This is a genomic window from Microbacterium hydrothermale, from assembly GCF_004854025.1.
Taxonomy (GTDB): Bacteria; Actinomycetota; Actinomycetes; order Actinomycetales; family Microbacteriaceae; genus Microbacterium; species Microbacterium hydrothermale.
In genome coordinates, this window is sequence record NZ_STGM01000005.1 from 232,459 (window position 1) to 246,835 (window position 14,377).

Below are 14,377 nucleotides of genomic sequence, written 5' to 3' on the forward strand. Positions count from 1 at the left end.
GCTGTACGCGAGCGCGCGCGAGCTCGCCGCGATGCGCGACGCGGATGCCGTGCTGGAACGCCTCGTCGACAGGGCGCAGGAGCTGCTCGCCGCCGACATCGCGTACCTCTCGGAGTTCGACGAGACCGACGCGACGCTGCGGGTACGCGCGACGCGCGGAACGGTGACCGCGGCCCTGCGCGGACTCGTCGTGCCCCCGGGGCGCGGTCTCGTCGGCGCCATCGCCGAGTCCCGGATGCCGCGAGCGGTGCGCCGCTACGACGTGGTCGACCCCGATCGGCACACGACGGGTATCGACGCGGCCGTCGAAGGGGAGGGCATCGTCTCGATGCTCGGCGTGCCGCTGCTGTCCGAGGACCGCGTGCTCGGCGTGCTCTTCGTCGCAGAGCGTCACGAGCGCGTGTTCGGCCCCGATGAGATCGCGCTGCTCGCCGCCCTCGCCGACCACGCCTCCGTGGTGCTCCAGACCGCCGCGGCCCTCGCCGCCGCGCAGCGGGAGGCCGAGCGCGCCCGCGCGGCCGCCGCCGACCTCACGGCCCACGTCGCCGCGCGCGACCGCGCCAACCGCGTGCACCGCGAACTCGTCGACGCGGTCCTGGCCGGGGGAGGGCTCGCGCCGGTGGCGACCGCGCTCTCGGCCGCGCTGCAGGCGCCCGTGGCGATCCTCGACGCCCCCCGCACGGTGCGCGCGGTGCACGGCGACGCCTCCGATGCGTTCCTCGACGCGGCCCGGCGCGGCGACGGCGCGGATGCCGGTGTCTCGGTGGTCAGCCCGATCGTGGCTGGCGGTCGCGGGCTCGGGGCGATCGTCGTGGGCTCCTCGGCGCGCGAGCTCGACGACGTCGATCGGCGCACGATCGAGCGGGCCTGTCAGGTCGCGGCCCTGCTGGCCCTGTCGGAGGAGGCGGTCGCGGAGGCCGATCACCGTCAGCGCTCCGACCTGCTGGTCGACCTCGTCACCGCCTCCGCCCAGCGGCGGGCCGACGTCGCCGCGGCGCTGCGCCGTTCGGGTATCGACGAGCGGGCGCTCGGCGCGGTGACGGCGCTGGCGGTGACGGGGGAGCGCCGCGCCGCGGCCGCGCGTGCGCTCGCCCATCACCTCGGCCCGGCGGCCCTGGTCGGAGAGCTCGACGGCCTCGTGGTCGCGGCGCACGTCGCGCCGGTCGACGCGACGTCGTTCCGGCGCCTCCGCGACGCGCTCGATCTCGACATGCTCGCCGTGACCGCGGTCGCCGCACCGGGCCGGATCGCCGCCGCCGCGCGCGACGTGCGGGCCGCGGTCGCTCTCGCGCGCGCCCTCGGCCTGCGCGACGCGCTCGTCGGTGCCGACGAGCTCCTGCCCTACTCCGCCGCGATCGGCGCCGATCGACGCGCCCTCGAGGCGTTCCTCGACTCCGCGCTCGGCGCGGTGCGGCGCCACGACGCCGCGCGGGGCAGCGACCTCCTCGCGACCCTGCGCGCGTTCGTGCACCACGGCGCGAGCCCCACCCGCACGGCCCGTGCGCTGACGTTCCACACCAATACGATCCTGCAGCGCCTCGAGAAGCTCGACGCCCTGCTCGGGGCGGGGTGGCGCGACGACGAGCGCTTCTTCCGCCTGTCGATCGCCGTGCGCCTCGACGACCTGCGCGAGCGTCTGGAGCGGGACGGCGACGGATGAGACGCCCACTCCCGCGGGCGTCCGATGTGTCGTGGGTCCGTACCCCGCTGCGCGACGCCGACCTAGCGTCGAGGAGACGCCGCGGTCGACGCGGCACCCTCCCGCCCGCGAAGGAGCCCGCGTGACCCCCTCCAGCCGACTTCCCGGTCTGCGCGACCACACCCCCCTCGAGCGGCGTCGCCTCGTCGCCGAGGCCGCGGGACTCGACCCCGCGCGTCTCGCCGCGCTCGATCCCGCCGAGGGGCTGTCGCTGTCGCAGGCGGACCACCTGGTGGAGAACGTCGTCGGACTCCTCGGCATCCCCGTCGGCATCGCCACGAACTTCCGCGTCGACGGGGTCGACCGACTCGTCCCCATGGCAACCGAGGAGCCGTCGGTCGTCGCGGCCGCGTCGAACGCCGCGCGCATGGCCCGCGCGACCGGGGGCTTCTCGACCTCGTCGACCGGCGACGTGATGATCGCGCAGGTGCAGGTGCTCGACGCGGTCGACCCCGAGGGCACGCGTCTGCGCCTGCTCGAGGCGCGAGACGAACTGCTCGCCCTCGCCGATGCGCAGGACCCGACGCTGGTGTCCTTCGGCGGGGGCGCCGTCGACATCTCGGTGCGCACGCTCGCCACGCGCACGGGAACGCAGGTGATCGTGCACCTGCACGTCGACGTGCGGGATGCCATGGGCGCGAACGCCGTGAACACGATGGCCGAGGCGCTCGCCCCGCGCATCGCCGAGATCGCGGGCGCCCGCACCCTCCTGCGCATCCTGACGAACAAGGCCGACCGGCGCCTCACCCGCGCGCGCGCCGTGTTCCCCGCCGAGATGCTCGGCGGTGCGCAGGCCGTCGCCGACATCGAGGCGGCGAGCGCCTTCGCCGAGGCAGACGCGTACCGCGCGGCCACGCACAACAAGGGCATCATGAACGGCATCACCGCCGTCGTCCTGGCGACCGGCAACGACACCCGGGCCGTGGAGGCCGGATGCCATTCGCACGCCGTGCGGGAGGGGGCGTACCGCGCGCTCTCGCGGTTCGAGCGCAACGCCGACGGCGATCTCGTCGGGACGCTCGAGGTGCCGCTCGCGGTGGGCCTCGTCGGCGGGGCCACCCGCGCCCACCCCACGGCCCGCGCCGCGGTGGAGCTGCTGGGCATCACGACGGCGCGTGAGCTCGCCGCGACGATCGCCGCGGTGGGCCTCGCACAGAACCTCGCGGCGTGCCGGGCGCTGGCCGCGGAAGGGATCCAGCGGGGGCACATGACCCTGCACGCCCGCACGATCGCCGCGAGCGCGGGCGCCGAGGTGGGAGAGATCGCCGAGGTCGCCGCGCGGATCGTCGCCGACGGCCGTATCCGGGTCGAGTACGCGGCCGAGGTGCTCGCCGCGCTGCGCGGTGCGACCGCATGACTGCTCCCGCCGTCCGCCTGCACCCCCGCGTCGTCCCGCTCGAGGGGCTGCCGACAGCGGTCACCGTCTACGAGGTGGGCCCGCGCGACGGGCTCCAGGCCGAGACCGACGTCATCCCCAGTGCGGTGAAGTCGGAGCTGTGCGCGCGACTCTACGCGGCGGGCTCGCGCGCGCTCGAGGTCACGAGTTTCGTGCCGCCGGCATGGATCCCCCAACTCGCCGACGCGCGCGAGGTCGTGGCATCCGTCCGCCCTCCCGAGGGAGCCCGTGCGGTCGCCCTCGTGCCCAATCGCCGCGGTCTCGACGACGCCCTCGCCGCCGGGGTGCGCGAGATGGCGGTGGTGGCGAGCGCGACCGAGACCTTCGCCCGCGCCAACCTGAACACCGACCGCGCGGGGGCGGTCGCCCGGGCGGTCGGCGTCGTCGACGACGCGCGCTTCGTGGGGATCCCCGTGCGCGGATACGTCTCGATGGCGTTCGGAGACCCGTGGGAGGGCGATGTCGACATCGCCCCCGTCGTCGACGCCGCCGTGGCGCTGCACTCCGCCGGATGCCGAACGATCGCCCTCGGCGACACCATCGGGGTGGCGACCGCGGGGCACGTCGAGCGGGTCGTCGCGGCGGTGGCGGATGCCGGCATCCCCCGCTCCGCCCTCGCCCTTCACCTGCACGACACGTACGGGCAGGCGCTCGCGAACGTCCTCGCGGGCCTCCGCGCCGGGGTGACGGAGTTCGACGCCTCGGTGGGCGGGCTGGGACGGTGCCCCTACGCCCCCGGGGCGACGGGCAACCTCGCCACCGAGGACCTCGTCTGGATGCTGGAGGGCCTCGGCATCCGCACGGGACTCGACGTGGTCGCGCTCGCGCGGACCAGCGCCTGGCTGGCCGGCGTCCGCGGACGCCCGCACGCCTCGCGCGTCGCCGCCGCCCTCGCCGCCCTCACCACCCCGACCCTCCCGGAGGACCCCGCATGATCGACTCCCTCGTCCCCGGCACCGGCGCGCTCGACGGTGTCGTCGTGCTCGATCTGTCGCGCGTGCTCGCGGGCCCCTACGCGGCGCAGATGCTCGCCGACCTCGGCGCGACCGTCGTCAAGATCGAGAATCCACGCGATCCCGATGTCTCGCGCGGCTTCCCTCCGTATCTCACCGACGGCGACGAGGAGTTCAGTGGGTACTACGCCCAGTACAACCGCGGCAAGCTCGGCGTGGGACTCGACCTCGCCGCCCCCGGCGGCACCGAGACGCTCATCGATCTCGTGCGGCGGGCCGACATCCTCGTCGAGAACTTCCGCCCGGGCACGATGGACAAGCTCGGCGTCGGCTACGACGTCCTGCGCGAGGCCAACCCCCGGCTCGTGTACGTCGCGGTGTCGGGGTACGGGCAGACGGGCTCGCGCAGCCGTCGACCCGCCTTCGACAACACCGCGCAGGCCGCGGGCGGTCTGTGGTCGATGAACGGCTACCCCGACCAGCCCCCGGTGCGCGTGGGTGTCACCATCGGCGACCTGTCGGCGACGCTCTTCGCCGTCGTGGGCACTCTCGCCGCCCTCCGCCACGCGGAACGCACGGGGGAGGGGCAGCTCGTCGACGTTGCGCAAGTCGACAGCGTGCTGGCACTCACCGAGACTGCGGTGGTCGACTACACGGTGCGCGGCGTCGAGGCTGCCCCCGCGGGCAACGAGCACGCTTGGGTGCGGCCGTACGAGCTGTTCGACTGCGCCGACGGTCAGGTGTTCTTCGGGGCGTACACCGACAAGCTGTGGCGCGCGAGCTGCGTGCTCTTCGGGGCGTCCGAGGTCGCCGACGACCCCGAGATCGACACGATGCGCAAGAGGTTCGATCCCGAGGTGTACGCGCGCCGCGTGAAACCCCTCGTGGCCGCGTGGCTGGCCCCGCACACCAAGGCGGAGCTCGAGGAGATGGCGGGTGACGTCATCCCGTTGACCGCCGTCAAGACGATCGGCGAGGTGGTCGACGACCCCGGAACCGCCGAGCGCGAGATGATCGTCGAGGCCGACTACGGCTCCCTGGGGACCCTGCGCATGTTCGGCCAGCCCATCAAGCTCAGCGCGACGCCCGCGACGCCGGCGCGCGTCGCCAACCGCTTCGCGGAGCATTCCGACGTCGTGCTCACCGGCCTCGCCGGGTACGACGCCGACCGCATCGCCGAGCTGCGCGCGTCGGGCGCTCTGTCGTGACGACGTCGCAGACGCAGATCCTGGATGCCGCGCACGCCGAGGCGTACCGCTCGACCTTCGCCGCGGCCGATCCGATGCGCTCCGCGGGCGACGAGCTCCCGCCGGGGTGGGAGGGCGCGTTCTTCCCGTTCGCGGTGGCGTTCGACGACCTGCGCGCCGACGGCACGCCCGCGCGCGACGGCATCCTGCCCGAGATCGACCTGCCGCGTCGGATGTACGCGGGGGAGGACACGACGTTCCCGGGGACGCTCCGCCTCGGCGACGAGGTCACGCAGACGGCCGCGGCGGGAGCCGTCGTCGAGAAGACCGGCGCGAGCGGACGCCTCGTCTTCGCCGACATCGAGCGCACCTTCGCCGTCGACGGGGAGGTCGCGGTGCGCAGCACGTGGCACGACGTGTTCCTCGGCGCCCCCTCGACCCCCGCCCGCGCGCCGCGCACCGACCCCGCCGTCGCCGCGGGGGCCGCCTGGCTCGAGACGGTGGCCCTCGATGCACGCCGCCTCTTCCGCTTCTCCGCCCTGACGTTCAACACGCACCTCGTGCACTACGACCGTCGGTGGGCGCGCGAGGTCGAGGGCCTGCCCGATCTGCTGGTGCACGGGCCGCTGCTGCGGATCCTGCTCGTGGATGCCGCGCGCCGGCATGCACCGGGCCGGCGCATCGGCGCGCTGCGCGTGCGCCTGACCGCGCCGACCTTCGTCGACCGGGAGATCCGCCTGTGCGGCACCGCCGACGCCGCGCGGGTCGTGGCCGTGGACCCGGACGACGTCGCCGTCGCGACGGCCGAGATCACGTTCGCCTGACACGTCCTCGGGCCGACCTGGGGCGTCAGATCACGTGATCTGGTCGAGCGCGCCCGTTGTAGGGGGTGTCGTCGTCGAGATCACGTGACGTGGCGGCCAGAACCGCACACCACGCGGGCGGCGATTCCGACCGAGCGCCGCGTCAGTCGAGCCGCGAGTGCTCGCCGAGGCGGTGCCAGGTGCGGTTGTGGTAAACCAGCGCTGCGCCGGGCTCGCCCGGCTCGAGGTCGCGTTCGACGTCGACCTGCAGAGCCTGAGCGGCGATGACGGTCGAGCCGCCGGCATCCATCCGGCTGACGATCTTGCAGCGCAGCCACGCGCGCACGCCGTGGTACACGGGTTCGCCGGTGGCCAGGCGCGTCCAGGTCGAAGTGTCGGCGAAGCGGTCGAGGCCGCTGGTGGCGGCGGTGCGGGCGAGGCCGATGTCTTCGGCGTCGAGCAGGTGCACCACGATGGTGTCGGCCGCGATGATCGTGGGCGTCGCCGACGACAGCGCCGACACCGAGAAGATCAGCAGCGGCGGGTCGGCACTCACCGACGACACGCTCGAGGCCGTGAGGGCGACGGGGCCGTTCTCGCCGTAGGCGGTGATGACCGCGATGCCGCCGGGGTGGCCGCGGAACGCGCGCTTGAAGTCGTCCGCCGAGACCGTGGTGCCGATCGCGGGGGTGCTCTCCGGGTTGCCGTGCGGAAGCGAAGTCATACCTCAAACGCTAGGCGCTTCTGCGGCATGGGGCGTCGTCGGGCGCAACACGGCGACACGCTCCGGTCGGTCCACGGCGATCGTCGGCGGCGAGTGTGAAGCTTCACATTTACCGATTCGTGACACTGAGAGCGCAAACAATCCTTGACATGGTCGATTGTGTGAGCGCTAACATTCAGAGGTCAGCCCGCCCGAGGGGCTGCATCACATGAACCGGCAGCGGTGCCGGCGAAACGAGGAGGTTTCATCATGAAGGCGAAGAAGATTCTTGCCGGGCTCGCTCTGGTGGGCGCGATCGCCCTGACCACGGCCGGCTGCGCCGGTGGCGGCAGCGGTGCCGGTGGGGGCGGCAACGACAAGGTCATCACCGTCGGCTTCGCGCAGACCGGCTCCGAGAGCGGATGGCGCAGCGCCAACACCGAGTCGATGAAGGAGGCGTTCAGCGAGGCCAACGGCTTCAACCTCATTTTCAACGCGGCCGACAACAAGCCCGAGGCGCAGATCGCCGCGGTCCGCAGCTTCATCAACCAGGGCGTCGACGCCATCGTGCTCGCGCCGATCGTCACCGACGGCTGGGACGACGTGCTGAAGGAGGCGAAGGATGCCAACATCCCCGTCATCCTCGAAGACCGCACGGTCTCGGCATCCGAGGATCTCTACGCCAGCTGGGTCGGTCTCGACTTCAAGAAGGAGGGCGAGACCGCGGGCACCTGGGTCGCCGACAACTTCGGCAAGACGCCCACCAACCTCGTCGTCCTCGAGGGCACCACGGGTTCGTCGGCGGCGACCGACCGCGCCACCGGCTTCGACGACGCCATCAAGGGCACCGACGTCAAGCTGCTCGACTCGCAGACGGGTAACTTCACCCGCGCCGAAGGCAAGACGGTCATGGAGGGCTTCCTCCAGAAGTACGGCTCGCAGATCAACCTGCTGTTCGCCCACAACGACGACATGGGCCTCGGTGCCCTCGACGCGATCAAGGCCGCCGGCCTCAAGCCCGGCACCGACATCAAGATCGTCACGATCGACGCGGTCAAGGACGGCATGACGGCCCTGGCCGACGGCGAGTTCAACTACATCGTCGAGTGCAACCCGCTGCTCGGCGACAAGGTCGCCGAGGTGGTCAAGAAGGTCGTGGCCGGCGAGTCCGTCGACAAGAGCTACATCGTCGAGGACCAGGCGTTCGACCAGGAGCAGGCCAAGGCCGCTCTGCCCGACCGCAAGTACTGATCACTCCGTCCCCGGGTGTGCGGGGCCGATCCCGGCCTCGCACACCTCCCGGCATCCCAGAAAGCGATCGAGCATGACATCCGAACGTGCTGCCGCGGTCTCGAGCCCGCGGGCCGCCGTGGTGGAGATGCGAGGAATCAGCATCTCCTTCCCCGGAGTGAAGGCCCTCGACGGGGTCGACTTCACCCTCTATCCCGGCGAAGTCCACTCCCTGATGGGCGAGAACGGCGCCGGCAAGTCCACGCTCATCAAGGCCCTCACCGGTGTGTACGGCATCGACGCCGGCACCATCCGCGTCGACGGGGAGCAGCGGCTCTTCCGCGCCACCGCCGACGCCCAGGCGGCGGGCATCGCTACCGTCTATCAGGAGGTCAACCTCTGCCAGAACCTCACCGTCGGTGAGAACGTCATGCTCGGTCAGGAGATCCGACGTGCCGGCATGGTCGACTGGAAGGCGACCCACGCGGCCGCCGAGCGTCATCTCTCCGAGCTCGGTGTGCGCATCGACACCCGGTCAATCCTCGCGAGCCACTCGATCGCGATCCAGCAGCTCGTGGCCATCAGTCGCGCGATGGTCGTCGACACCAAGGTCCTCGTTCTCGACGAGCCGACCTCCAGCCTCGACCGCGGAGAGGTCGAGCAGCTCTTCGGCGTCGTCCGCGACCTTCGCGACCGCGGCGTCGCCATCCTGTTCGTCTCGCATTTCCTCGACCAGATCTACGAGATCTCCGACCGCCTGACCGTGCTCCGCAACGGCACGCTCGTGGGGGAGTACCCCGTCGAAGACCTCGGTCGCGAGCAACTCGTCGCCAAGATGATCGGGCGCGAGCTCGGCGAGTTGGATGCCATCTCCGCCAGTGCCGAGCGACCCGTCGACCGTTCCGGCACCCCGGTGCTGCGCGCGCTCGGCCTCGGCCGCAAGAACACCCTCGAGCCCGTCGACCTCGACGTCTTCGGGGGTGAGGTCGTCGGGCTCGCGGGACTCCTCGGCTCCGGGCGCACCGAGCTCGCGCGACTGATCGCCGGCGCCGACCGCACCGACGGTGGGTCCCTCGAAGTGAATGGTTCCTCCGCGCGCACAGGATCGCCCCGTCACGCACTCGATCGCGGCATCGCCTTCTCGTCGGAGGACCGCCGCGCCGAGGGCATCGTCGGCGATCTCACCGTGGCCGAGAACATCATCCTCGGGGTGCAGGCCCGGCGCGGGGCGCTCCGCAGGGTCGGAGCAGCCGAGACACAGGCCATCGTGGACGAGTACATCACCGCCCTCGGGGTCCGCCCGGCCGATCCGAACGCCCTCATCCGCAACCTCTCCGGGGGCAACCAGCAGAAGGTGCTGCTGGCGCGGTGGCTCGCCACCGCGCCCGAGCTGCTCATCCTCGACGAGCCGACCCGTGGCATCGATGTCGGCGCGAAGGCCGACATCCAGCGCAAGGTCGCCGAACTCGCCGAGAAGGGTCTTTCGGTCATCTTCATCTCGTCCGAACTCGAAGAGGTCCTGCGCCTCGCCCAGCGCGTGGCCGTGCTCCGCGACCGTCGTAAGATCGGCGAGCTGGCCACGAAGGACGTCGACCTCGACGGCCTCGTCACCTACATCGCCGAAGGTCAGGTCGAGACGACCTCCTCCGCCGCCCCCGAGACATCGCCGTCCGATCGGGAGAAGATCGCATGAAGAAGCTCCTCACGCACCGCCTCGTCTGGCCGATCGCGGCGCTCATCGCCCTGATCGCCGTCAACACGATCTCGCGGCCGTCGTTCCTCAGCATCACGGTGCAGAACGGCCAGCTCTACGGGTCGCTCATCGACATCCTCCGCAACAGCGCACCGCTCATGCTCGTCGCCCTCGGCATGACGCTCGTCATCGCGACGCGCGGCATCGACCTGTCGGTCGGCGCGATCATGGCGGTCTCCGGCGCGGTGGCGCTCACGATCATCGAAGCCTCCCCCGAGCCGGGCAACCTCGGGGTCGTGATGATCGCGATCGTCGCGGCCGTCGGCACCGCCCTGCTGCTCGGCGTCTGGAACGGCTTCCTCGTCTCGGTTCTCGGCATCCAACCGATCATCGCCACCCTGGTGCTGATGCTCGCGGGCCGCGGTGTCGCCCTGCTCATCACCAAGGGCTTCATCACCACGATCAACAGCGACCCGTACCAGTTCATGGCGCAGGGATACGTGCTGGGCCTGCCCTTCGCGTTCTACGTCTCGATCGTCGCGGTCATCGTGGTCGGCGTCCTCGAGCGGCGGACGGCGCTCGGCATGCTCACCGAAGCGGTCGGCATCAACCCCGAGGCGAGCCGGCTCGCCGGCGTCCGGTCGCGCGGCATCATCTGGGGCGCCTACATCGCCAGCGGCACGCTCGCGGGCATCGCCGGCATCCTGTACAGCTCGAACATCATGGCGGCCGACGCGAACGCGGCGGGGCTCTACATCGAGCTGGATGCCATCCTCGCGGTCGTCCTCGGCGGGACCTCGCTCGCGGGCGGGAAGTTCAGCATCGCGGGCACCGTGGTGGGCGTCTTCACCATCCAGACGCTCAAGAGCACGATCACCTTCCTCGGCGTCCCTCCCGCGGTCAGCCCCGTCTTCATGGCCGCGGCCGTGCTCATCGTGGTGCTGCTGCAGTCGCCGCGGTTCCGCTCGTTCTTCTGGACGGCCGGCCGCTCCGCCTCCCGTCCGCTCACCCGCCGTCCCGACGCAAAGGTGCTGTCCTGATGACCACTCTCACCGCCCCGGAGCGTAGCTCCGCGCCGTCGGCCGGCGCGTACCGTCGCTTCCTCAGCCGTCACATCTCGTGGGTCCCGGTGTTCGCCGCCGTGGCCATCCTGATCATCATGATCGCCGGCGCGATGGCCTCCTTCCCCAACTTCCAGCTGCCGCGCATCATGTCGTCGATCCTGCTCGACAACGCGTACCTGCTCGTGTTGGCCGTGGGGATGACCTTCGTCATCCTCACCGGGGGCATCGACCTCTCGGTCGGTGCGGTCATGGCGTTCACCGGCATCCTGTGCGCGAAGCTCCTCGGCGACGGGGTTCCCGTGGTCGTGGCCGTTCCGGCGATGGTGCTCATCGGGGCCGCGATCGGTCTGCTCATCGGCGTGCTCGTGCAGTTCTTCGACGTGCAGCCGTTCATCGCCTCGCTGATCGGGATGTTCCTCGCCCGCGGCCTCGCGTTCGTGGTGAGCCTGGAGTCGATCAAGGTCGAGAACGACGGCATCCTGTGGCTGCAGTCCACGAGGTTCTCCTTCGCCGGCTGGTACATCACCCCGACAGGCGTCATCGCTCTGCTGACCGTCGCGATCGCGGCGTTCGTGCTCCGCTACACGCGCTTCGGCCGCACGGTCTACGCGGTCGGCGGCAACGAGCAGTCCGCTCGGCTCATGGGCCTGCCGGTGGTGCGGACGAAGCTGTCGGTCTACGTCATCAGCGGCGTGTGCGCGGGGCTGGCCGGCATCGTGCTGACGGCCTACTCCGGCGCGGGGTATCCGCTGAACGGCGTGGGAACGGAGCTCGACACGATCGCGGCGGTCGTCATCGGCGGCACGCTCCTCACCGGAGGCAGCGGCTTCGTCCTCGGTTCCATGATCGGGGTGTTCGTCTACGGCCTGATCCGAACGATCATCTCGTTCTCGGGCGCCGAGCAGTCGTGGACGCGCATCACCGTCGGAGCTCTGCTCCTGCTGTTCGTGGTGGTGCAGCGGATCATCGTGTCGCGCTCCGCGCTCAGCCGGTGACGCCCCCGTGCCGTGTTAGCGATCACCGCGTCACGCGGGCATGATTGACCGCATGTCCACCGTCGCTCCGCCCCTCCTCGAGGTGCGCGGAGCGACGGTGCGTTTCGGGGTCGAATCGGCGCTGTCCGACGTCGACTTCCGGCTGTACCCGGGCGAGGTGCATTCGCTCATGGGGGAGAACGGTGCGGGCAAGTCCACCCTGATCAAAGCGATCACGGGCGCCCTCCGTCTCGATTCCGGCCGGATCGAGCTCGGCGGTCAGGAGATGCGGTTCTCGTCGCCGGCAGACGCGCAGGCGGTCGGCATCTCGACCGTCTACCAGGAGATCGACCTCCTCCCCAACCTCACGGTGGCCGAGAACATCTCGCTCGGCCGCGAGCCCCGCCGGTGGGGCGTCATCGACCATCGGGCGATGCGCGAGCGCGCGGTCGAGGCGTTGACCGCTCTGGGCGTCGACGTCGACCCGTCCTCGGTGCTGTCGGCGCATCCCCTCGCGGTGCAGCAGCTCGTCGCGATCGCCCGCGCCGTCTCGACCGAGGTGAAGGTGCTCGTGCTCGACGAGCCCACCTCGAGTCTGGATGCCGACGAGGTGGCCGAACTGTTCCGCGTGATCCGCGACCTCAAAGCGCAGGGCATCGCGATCGTGTTCGTCTCGCACTTCCTCGACCAGGTGTACGAGATCTGCGATCGCGTCACGGTCCTGCGCGGAGGGCGGCTCGTCGGCGAGTACGGCACGCGCGAACTGCTGCGCATCGACCTCGTCGAGAAGATGCTCGGAGCGGCGGCCGACGCGCTCGCCCCGCTCGGCCAGCGCCTCGTCGAGCCCGCCGAGGGCCCGAGCGTCCTGAGCGCCCGCGGCGTGGCATCCGGGACTCGATTGCGCGAGGCCGACCTCGACATCGCCGAGGGCGAAGTGATCGGCGTCGCGGGTCTGCTCGGCTCGGGGCGCAGCGAACTGGCGCGCGCTCTCACGGGCGTCGATCGCCCCGACGCGGGCGAGGTGACGGTCGACGGGGATCCGGCCCCCCTTTCATCGCCCCGCGACGCCATCCGTCGCCGGGTGGCCTACTCGTCCGAGAACCGCCGTACCGAGGGCATCATCGGCGACCTCAGCGTGCTCGACAACATCACGCTCGCGCTCCAAGCGCAGCGGGGGATCTTCCACCGGCTCAGCACGGCGCGCCGCCGCGAACTCGCCGTCAGCTGGGTCGAGGCGCTGCACATCCGCCCCGCCGACATCGACCGGCCGGTATCGACGCTGTCCGGCGGCAATCAGCAGAAGGTGCTCCTCGCGCGCCTGCTGGCCTTGTCGCCGCGGCTCATCGTTCTCGACGAGCCCACGCGCGGAATCGACGTGGGCGCGAAAGCCGAGATCCAGCGGCTGGTCGGGGAGCTCAGCGACAACGGCCTCTCCATCGTCTACATCTCGGCGGAGCTCGACGAGGTGCTGCGCGTCGCCCACCTCGTCGCCGTCATGCGCGACGGGGTGCTCGCGCAGATCGTTCCGGCCACGGGCCTCACCTCCGACGCGCTGCTCGCGCTCGTCGCCGGCCACACGACATCCGACGGGGGCGCCGGTGCCTGACGACAAGGCCTCGCGCACCGCCAACATCTTCGACGTCGCCCGCCTCGCGGGTGTGTCGCACCAGACGGTGTCGCGCGTGCTCAACGACATGCCGAACGTGCGCCCGGCGACGCGGGCGCGCGTGGAGCAGGCGATCGCGCAGCTGCGCTACAGCCCGTCGCCCGCGGCCCGCGCCCTCGTCACGCGGCGCACGCGCACGATCGGTCTGGTCACCCCGGGCACGGTCGATTACGGGCCCTCGTCGATCGCGATGAACTTCAACTTCGCCGCCCGCGCCGCCCGCTACAACGTGGACGCCATCAGCTCGCCGCAGAACGACGTCGCCGCGGTCCGGGCGGCGATCGACGGGCTGCTGAAGCAGCGAGTGGATGCCATCGTGCTCATCGTCGTGGACACCGAGGTGCTGGCAGCCGTGCAGGCACTCGACATCGACGTGCCGATCGTGGCGGCCGCCACCACCGGTCGGCCGCATCCCCGGCTCGTCGCGATCGACCAGTACCGGGGAGCGCGCAGCGCGGTGCGGCACCTGCTCGAGGCCGGATACGACACGGTGCGCCACATCGCCGGGCCCGCGCGCAACCCCGACGCCGTCGAACGCGTGCGCGGCTGGCGCGAGGAGATCGCGGCGGCCCGCGCGCAGTCGACGCCCGCCGTGCACGGCGACTGGACGGCCGCGAGCGGGTACCGCATCGCCTCCGAGACGGATCTCACTCCGGGCGAGGGGATCTTCGTCGCGAACGACCACATGGCGATCGGCGTGCTGTCGGCACTGCGCGAGCGCGGCCTGCGGGTTCCCGAAGACATCGGGGTGGTGGGGTTCGACGATGTTCCCGAGGCGGCGTTCGTCTTCCCCTCACTGACCACGGTGCGACAGGATTTCGCGGCGCTGGGTGAGATCCTCATGCAGAAGGTGCTGCTGCTGGTCGAGGAGCCCGACACCGTGACCGAGAGCACGCCGTTGCCGACGCGCCTGATCGTGCGCGCTTCGGCGCCGCAGACGCGCTGAGCGGAGCGATCGCGGTCCGGGAAGCCGCCGCGTGGTCGAGTCCCATCGCTCCGGCCGGCGAGG

At 71.5% G+C, this 14,377-nt stretch carries 12 protein-coding genes; 11 read left to right on the forward strand and 1 reads right to left on the reverse strand.

Annotation, left to right across the window (positions count from 1 at the left end; all coding sequences use genetic code 11):
- Positions 1-31 precede the first annotated feature (31 nt).
- The 5 genes from FB047_RS11885 to FB047_RS11905 all read left to right on the forward strand — a co-directional run bounded on the left by FB047_RS11885 (position 32) and on the right by FB047_RS11905 (position 6,059).
- On the forward strand, positions 32-1,660 hold the full coding sequence (locus tag FB047_RS11885; protein WP_136587408.1) for a helix-turn-helix domain-containing protein: 1,629 nt from the start codon (positions 32-34) through the stop codon (positions 1,658-1,660).
- A gap of 121 nt (positions 1,661-1,781) precedes the next feature.
- A complete protein-coding gene (locus FB047_RS11890) occupies positions 1,782-3,056 on the forward strand; it encodes a hydroxymethylglutaryl-CoA reductase, degradative (RefSeq protein WP_136587409.1) in 1,275 nt (424 codons plus the stop codon).
- Positions 3,053-4,030 carry a hydroxymethylglutaryl-CoA lyase gene (locus FB047_RS11895; RefSeq protein ID WP_136587410.1) on the forward strand — a complete coding sequence of 326 codons (978 nt, stop codon included), beginning with the start codon at positions 3,053-3,055 and terminating at the stop codon, positions 4,028-4,030. The genes FB047_RS11890 and FB047_RS11895 overlap by 4 nt, the downstream gene beginning before the upstream one ends.
- Positions 4,027-5,256 carry a CaiB/BaiF CoA transferase family protein gene (locus FB047_RS11900; RefSeq protein WP_136587411.1) on the forward strand — a complete coding sequence of 410 codons (1,230 nt, stop codon included), beginning with the start codon at positions 4,027-4,029 and terminating at the stop codon, positions 5,254-5,256. The genes FB047_RS11895 and FB047_RS11900 overlap by 4 nt, the downstream gene beginning before the upstream one ends.
- Positions 5,253-6,059, forward strand: a complete 807-nt coding sequence (locus tag FB047_RS11905; RefSeq protein WP_136587412.1) for an FAS1-like dehydratase domain-containing protein — start codon at positions 5,253-5,255, stop codon at positions 6,057-6,059. The genes FB047_RS11900 and FB047_RS11905 overlap by 4 nt, the downstream gene beginning before the upstream one ends.
- Positions 6,060-6,201: 142 nt before the next feature.
- Here FB047_RS11905 and FB047_RS11910 read toward each other — a convergent pair whose 3' ends face one another.
- On the reverse strand, positions 6,202-6,762 hold the full coding sequence (locus FB047_RS11910) for a flavin reductase family protein (RefSeq protein WP_136587413.1): 561 nt from the start codon (positions 6,760-6,762) through the stop codon (positions 6,202-6,204).
- Between the two features lie 249 nt (positions 6,763-7,011).
- Between FB047_RS11910 and FB047_RS11915 the strand changes: the two genes are divergently transcribed.
- The 6 genes from FB047_RS11915 to FB047_RS11940 all read left to right on the forward strand — a co-directional run bounded on the left by FB047_RS11915 (position 7,012) and on the right by FB047_RS11940 (position 14,314).
- Positions 7,012-7,992, forward strand: coding sequence for an ABC transporter substrate-binding protein (locus tag FB047_RS11915; protein ID WP_136587414.1), 981 nt, complete (start codon positions 7,012-7,014; stop codon positions 7,990-7,992).
- A gap of 73 nt (positions 7,993-8,065) precedes the next feature.
- Entirely contained in the window at positions 8,066-9,664 is a 1,599-nt protein-coding gene (locus FB047_RS11920) for a sugar ABC transporter ATP-binding protein (protein WP_136587415.1), read from the forward strand.
- Positions 9,661-10,704, forward strand: a complete 1,044-nt coding sequence (locus tag FB047_RS11925) for an ABC transporter permease (RefSeq protein ID WP_136587416.1) — start codon at positions 9,661-9,663, stop codon at positions 10,702-10,704. The genes FB047_RS11920 and FB047_RS11925 overlap by 4 nt, the downstream gene beginning before the upstream one ends.
- Positions 10,704-11,723 carry an ABC transporter permease subunit gene (locus FB047_RS11930; RefSeq protein ID WP_136587417.1) on the forward strand — a complete coding sequence of 340 codons (1,020 nt, stop codon included), beginning with the start codon at positions 10,704-10,706 and terminating at the stop codon, positions 11,721-11,723. Before FB047_RS11925 ends, FB047_RS11930 begins: the two co-directional genes overlap by 1 nt.
- Before the next feature lie 52 nt (positions 11,724-11,775).
- Complete coding sequence (locus FB047_RS11935; RefSeq protein ID WP_136587418.1) at positions 11,776-13,308, forward strand: sugar ABC transporter ATP-binding protein; 1,533 nt, start codon at positions 11,776-11,778, stop codon at positions 13,306-13,308.
- The gene (locus FB047_RS11940) at positions 13,301-14,314 is read left to right on the forward strand and encodes a LacI family DNA-binding transcriptional regulator (RefSeq protein ID WP_136587419.1); all 1,014 of its coding nucleotides are present in this window, start codon (positions 13,301-13,303) and stop codon (positions 14,312-14,314) included. The genes FB047_RS11935 and FB047_RS11940 overlap by 8 nt, the downstream gene beginning before the upstream one ends.
- The last annotated feature ends 63 nt before the right edge of the window (positions 14,315-14,377 follow it).